Raw genomic sequence first — 6788 nt, forward strand, 5'->3', positions numbered from 1 at the left:
CCGGGCACTTGGCGCCGGATCCGCGGGCGTCGGCTGCCGAGGTCGGATGGTCGCTGTTGACGTCCCGGTCGCTGTTCGAGCACCGAGCCGTGGTGCTGGGCAGCGACCGGGAGGACATGGTGGCGGCGGTGGAGGCACTGGCGGTCGGTGAGCAGCACCCGGGCGTAGTGGAACCGCCCTCGGGCGCGGCCCCGTCCGGGAAGACGGTCTGGCTGTTCAGCGGGCAGGGCAGTCAGCGCGTGGGCATGGGCGCCGGGCTGTACGACCGTTTTCCGGTCTTCGCCGCCGCGTTCGACGAGGTCTGCGGCCTGCTCGACCCGCATCTTGAACTCTCGCTGCGACAGGTGGCGTTCACCGGAGCGCCCGAGCGGCCGGGGCTGCTGGACCACACGACCTACGCCCAGGCCGGGCTGTTCGCGCTGCACATCGCGCTCGCCCGGTTGCTGGACTCGCTGGGCTGCCGCCCCGATGTGGTGATCGGCCACTCGATCGGGGAGGTCGCCGCCGCCCATGTGGCCGGCGTCTTCGATCTGCCGGACGCCTGCCGACTGGTGGCCGCCCGCGCCACGCTGATGGGCGCGCTCCCGGAAGGCGGCGGCATGGTCACCATCGCGGCCGCTCCCGACGAGCTTGCCGAGGACCTTGCCGAGCACGGCGGCCACGTGGGTATCGCCGCCCTGAACACGCCCGGCAACACGGTCATCTCCGGTCCCGCTGAGCGGGTGGCCCGGATCGGCGCCGCCTGGGCCGCCAAGGGCCGTAAGACCAAGACCCTGACCGTCAGCCATGCCTTCCACTCCCCGTCGATGGACCCCATCCTGGAGCCGTTCGCCCAGGCCGTCGCGGAGCTGACGTATCACCGGCCCACCCTCCCGGTGCTGAGCAACCTCACCGGAGAGGCCGCCGACGAGCGAATCGCCACACCCGGTTACTGGGCCGAGCACATCCGGCAGCCGGTCCGTTTCCACCCCGCCATCACCGGTATCGCCCCCGAGGCGGGCGTCTTCCTGGAGTTGGGCCCGGATCCGGTCCTGGCCACGGCGACACAGCACACACTCGGCCATGCCGCCCCGGACACCGAACGGCCCAGTCCCCTGGTGGCGGCCACACTCACCCGTAAGCAACCCGATGTCCATGCCTTCGGCCGCGCCCTCGCCCAACTCCACACCTGCGGTGCCGATGTGCGCTGGACCAGTTGGTTCTCCGCCGACCCCGCCCCGAGGACGGTGGAACTGCCGACGTATGCCTTCCAGCGCGAGCGGTACTGGCTGTCCCCGGCCGGTGGAGTCGGTGATGTCGCTGCCGCCGGGTTGCAGCGTGTGGAGCATGCGTTGCTGCCCGCGGCGGTGGGGCTGGCCGACGGCGGGATCGTGCTCACCGGCCGGATCTCGGCCGGTGGCGGCAAGACGTGGCTGGCCGAACACGTGATGGCGGGCGCGGTGCTGGTGCCCGGTGCGGCGCTGGTGGAGTGGGCGCTGCGGGCGGCCGATGAGGCGGGCTGTGGTGGGGTGGAGGAGCTGGCGCTCCAGGTCCCGCTGGTGCTCCCCGCGTCCGGCGGGCTGCGTGTCCAGGTGGTGGCGGGTCCGGCCGGCGAGGACGGGCGGCGCGATGTACGGATCTACTCCCGTCCCGACCGCGATGCCGAACCGGGCACCGACCCGGGGTGGGTGTGCCACGCGGAGGGGGTGATGAGCCCACCGTCCGACGATGGCGGGCCGGAGGAACTGTCCGGGGCGTGGCCTCCCGAGGGGGCGGAGCCGGTGGATGTGACCGGCTTCTACGAGCGCGCGGCGGCGGCCGGATACGCGTACGGCCCGTCCTTCCAGGGCGTACGGGCCGTGTGGCGCGACGGTACGGACGTCCTCGCCGAAGCGGCGCTGCCCGAGCCCGCCGGTGACCGCGACGGCTTCGGCATCCACCCCGCACTGCTGGATGCCGCCCTGCACCCGGCGCTGCTGCTCGACCCCTCCGGCCGGGAACGGGACAGCAGCCGGGTGTGGCTGCCGTTCGCCTGGCGGGGCGTGTCGTTGTGGGCGGGTGGCGCGACGACGGTCCGGGTCCGGCTCTCTCCCCGGCCACGCCAGGCGGACGGTGCGGAGGGTGAGCGGGGCCTGCGGGTGGTCGTGGCCGATGCGGTGGGCGTTCCGGTCCTGACGGTCGATGCGCTGGTCATGCGGTCGGCCGACCCGGATCAGCTGCGGGCAGGTGCGGGGCCCGAGGTGGAGGGGCTGTTCACCCTGGACTGGACACCGTTGCCGACACCAGAGCAAGGCCACGACGCCGACGAGTCACTGACGGCTGCCGACTGGGTGGTGCTGGGGCAGGCGGAACCGCCCCAGGCCGGGGAGGGCGCGGTCTGCCATCCGCGTCTGGAGTCGCTGATCACCGCGCTTGATGGCGGTGCTCCCGCTCCCTCCACGGCGATCGCCTGCCTGTCCGAGTCCTCCCCGGGGCGCGATGTGGCGGACGCGGGCCTGGCCCTGACGGAAGAGGCATTGGAGCTGGTCCAGAGCTGGCTGGCCGAACCGCGGCTGTCCGATGCCCAGTTGGTGGTGGTGACCCGGGGCGCGGTCGCGATCGGCGCACCCGAGGGCGAGGAGAAGAAGGGCGACGACGGGGTGAACGCGGCCGGTGCCGCGGTGTGCGGGCTGGTGCGCAGCGCGCAGGCGGAGAATCCGGGCCGCTTCCTTCTGCTCGACCTCGACCCCGCTGATAACCCGGTCGGCGCGGTGCCCGGCCACAGTGTGGTGGATGCCGTGCGGCGGGCCGTGGCGATGGACGAGCCCCAGGTGGCGCTGCGCGGCGGGCGGATCCTGGTGCCCCGGCTGATGCGCGCCGGTGGGCCGAGCAGCGGGGGAGTGGTGGGACCGGCCGGACAGCCCGCGTGGCGGCTTGAACTGACGGGCGCGGCGACGCTGGACAATGTGAAACCGGTGCCCTGCCCCGAGGTGCTGGAGCCCCTGGGCGTGGGCCGGGTGCGGGTCGCGGTGCACGCGGCGGGCATCAACTTCCGCGACGCGCTGATCAGTCTGGGCATGGTCCCCGGCCAGACCGGACTGGGCGGCGAGGGCGCAGGCGTGGTGGTCGCGGTCGGCCCGGGGGTGACCCAAGTGGCGGTGGGCGATCGGGTCATGGGTGTTTTCGACCGCGCCTTCGGCCCGCTGGCGGTGACGGACGCGCGGATGGTGGCGCCGATCCCCGCCGGGTGGAGTGTCCAGCAGGCGGCCGCGGTGCCGGTGGTGTTCCTCACCGCGTGGTACGGGCTGGTGGAGCTGGGCGGCCTCCGGGCGGGTGAGTCGGTGCTGATCCACGCGGCCGCCGGAGGCGTGGGCATGGCGGCGGTGCGGATCGCCCACCATCTGGGCGCCGAGGTCTATGCCACGGCGGGCCCCGCCAAGCACGCGGTGCTGGAAGCCATGGGCATCGACGCGGCGCATCGGGCCTCCTCGCGTGACCTGGACTTCGAGCACGTCGTACGGGAGGCCACCGGCGGCCGCGGCGTGGACGTGGTGCTGAACAGCCTCACCGGCCCCTTCGTCGACGCTTCGCTGCGGCTGCTGCGTGACGGCGGCCGGCTCCTGGAGATGGGCAAGACGGACATCCGCGATCCGGAGCGGATCGCGGCCGACCACCCCGGTGTGCGCTACCAGGTCTACGACCTGATCGGTGACGCCGGACCGGATCGCATCGGCCGGATGCTGGCCGAGCTGGGCGCGCTCTTCGCTGCCGGGATCCTGGAGCCGCCGCCGCTACGGTCCTGGCCGCTGGACCGGGCGCGCGAGGCGCTGCGCTACCTCAGCCAGGCCAAGCACACCGGCAAACTCGTGCTGGACGTCCCGGCCGCGGTGGACCCGGACGGCACCGTACTGATCACCGGCGGTACCGGCACCTTGGGCGCACTGGTCGCCGAGCATCTGGTGCGCACCTGGCAGATCAGGCATCTGCTGCTGGTCAGCCGCGGCGGCCCCGACGCCCCGGGCGCGAAGGAGCTGAGCGCGAGGCTGCGCGAACTGGGCGCGCGAGTACGGATCGAGGCGGCGGATGTCACCGAGGCCGACGCGGTGGCCGCCCTCGTGGCGGGCGTCGACCCGGAGCACCCGCTGACCGGGGTGATCCACGCGGCCGGTGTCCTGGACGACGCGGTGGTCACCTCGCAGACGCCCGAGCGACTGGCCCGCGTCTGGGCGGCCAAGGCCACGGCGGCGGCCCATCTGCACGCGGCGACGGCAGAACTGCGGCTCGGCATGTTCGTGATGTTCTCCTCCGCGGCCGGGGTGACGGGCAGCCCCGGACAGGCCAACTACGCGGCGGCCAACGCCTTTTGCGATGCGCTGGCCGCCCATCGGCGGGCCCTCGGCCTGCCGGGCGTTTCGGTGGCATGGGGGCTGTGGGCCGAATCCAGCGAGATGACCGGCAACCTCACCGAAGCGGATCTGGCGCGGATGGCCCGCTCCGGCATCGCCGCGATGACGGGCGACCACGCCCTGGCACTGCTCGACGCCGCCGTCCAGCACGGAGGCCACCAGCTGATCGCGGCCGATGTGAACACGCGCGTCCTCGCCGCTCAGCCCCCGGACACCCTGCCCGCCGCGCTCCGCGCCCTGGTCGCCGAGGCCGCCGGCGCGGGCCGTACGACGGAACGGCGTACGGCGGCGGCCGCCGGTGCGCAGCCGGTCGACTGGGCGGGCCGACTGGCGGGAAGGTCCGCCGACGAGCGGCGCCGGGTACTGCTCGACCTGGTCCGTGGCCACGCGACCACCGTGCTGGGCCACGCGGATGCGGAAGCGGTCCGGGCGGACACCAGTTTCAAGGACCTGGGCTTCGATTCGCTGACTGCCGTGGAACTGCGCAACCGGCTTTCCGCCGCCACCGGCCTGCGGCTCCCCGCCGCCCTCGTCTTCGACTACCCCGAAGCGGCCATCCTGGCCGACTACCTGCTGGAGCGCCTCGCCCCCGAGGACGACGGCTCGCCGGGCCGGTCGGGCCTCGAACCGGCACTGGGCGAATTGGCCAAGCTGGAGACCACCTTGGCCCGCCTCGACGTGGCGGACGACGAGTCCGGGGCGGTCACGGCCCGGCTCGAAAGTTTGCTGGCCACGTGGAAGGCGACGCGGAACCTGGCAGAGCACGGGACCGCCGCGGAGCGGCTGGAGTCCGCCTCCGCGGCCCAGGTTCTCGACTTCATCGACAACGAGCTGGGTGTGTCCTGAATGTGCCGGGCGCGACGATCGCTTAAGGCCGGGTGAAACCTCATGGTGAACGTGAACGTGAACGAAGAAAAGCTGGTCGAATACCTCAAGCGCGTGTCCGCGGATCTGCACGACACCCGGCTGCGCCTGCGTGAGGTGGAAGAGCGTGCCCAGGAGCCGGTGGCCGTGGTGAGCGCCGCCTGCCGCTTCCCGGGCGGGGTGGACACGCCAGAGGCACTGTGGCGCCTGGTGTCCGAAGGAGTCGACGCCATCGGCGACTTCCCCACCGACCGCGGCTGGGACCTGGAGGGGCTTTACCACCCGGACCCCGACCACCCCGGCACCACCTATGTCCGCCGGGGCGGATTCCTTGACGGCGCCGACCAATTCGACCCCCAGTTCTTCGGCATCAGCCCGCGCGAGGCACTGGCCACCAGCCCGCAGCAGCGGCTGCTGCTCGAAACCGCGTGGGAAGCCTTCGAGCGGGCCGGTATCGCCCCCCTTTCCCTGAAGGGCTCGCCCACGGGGGTCTACGCCGGCACGGCCACCACCGGTGGCGCCTCGGGCGACCTCCCGGAGACGGCATCGGAGGGGTATGCGGGCAACGCCCCGAGCCTGCTGTCGGGCCGGGTGTCCTACACCTTCGGCCTGGAGGGCCCGGCCGTCACCGTCGAGACGGCGTGCTCGTCCTCGCTGGTGGCCATCCACCTCGCCATGCAGGCCCTGCGGCAGGGTGAATGCACGCTCGCCCTGGCCGGTGGGGTCACGGTGATGGCCACCCCCGAGGTGTTCACCGGATTCTCCCGGCAGCGTGGCCTGTCCCCGGACGGCCGGTGCAAGGCATTCGCCACCACCGCCGACGGCACGGGGTGGGGCGAAGGCGTCGGACTGCTGCTGTTGGAGCGGCTGTCGGATGCCCGGCGCAAGGGCCACAAGGTGATGGCCGTGATCCGGGGATCGGCCATCAACCAGGACGGCGCCAGCAACGGGTTCACCGCCCCGAACGGGCCGTCGCAGCAGCGCGTCATCCGCCAGGCCCTGACCGCAGCCCGGCTTGCCCCGTCCGAGGTGGACGCCATCGAGGCCCATGGCACCGGAACCACGCTCGGCGACCCCATCGAGGCGGATGCGCTGATCGCCACGTATGGCCAGGACCGGCCGCAGGACCGCCCCCTGTGGCTGGGGTCGTTGAAGTCCAACATCGGCCATACGCAGGGCGCGGCGGGTGTGGCCGGTGTGATCAAGATGGTGATGGCGCTGCGGCACGAGATGCTGCCCGCGACCCTGCATGTCGATGAGCCGACCCCCCATGTGGAGTGGGACGGAGGCGGCGTACGGCTGCTGACCGAGCCCGTCGAGTGGCCGCGCGGCGACCGGCCACGGCGGGCGGGGGTGTCCTCGTTCGGGATCAGCGGCACCAACGCGCACGTGATCGTGGAGCAGGCACCGGACGCACCCGAGGCGGAGCCGGTGCCCGCGCACGGTGGTGCGGTGCCGTGGGTGGTATCGGGGCGGAGTGCGGAAGCCCTGCGAGGCCAGGCGCGCGCGTTGGTGGCACGGCTGGCCGAGGACCCCGGGCTGAGGCCGGTGGATGTGGGC

At 73.0% G+C, this 6788-nt stretch carries 1 protein-coding gene and 1 pseudogene; both read left to right on the top strand.

All coding sequences use genetic code 11. The features are described 5' to 3' along the window. Positions 1-29: 29 nt before the first annotated feature. Positions 30-5210: pseudogene (locus ASC60_RS38260) on the top strand (SDR family NAD(P)-dependent oxidoreductase); the annotation flags it as partial. Between the two features lie 42 nt (positions 5211-5252). After that, positions 5253-6788, top strand: a 1536-nt coding sequence (locus ASC60_RS38265; RefSeq protein WP_199831184.1) for a type I polyketide synthase, incomplete at its 3' end; no start/stop codon positions are given.

It is taken from the genome of Streptomyces sp. NBRC 110028, from assembly GCF_001417735.1.
Lineage (GTDB): Bacteria > Actinomycetota > Actinomycetes > Streptomycetales > Streptomycetaceae > Streptomyces.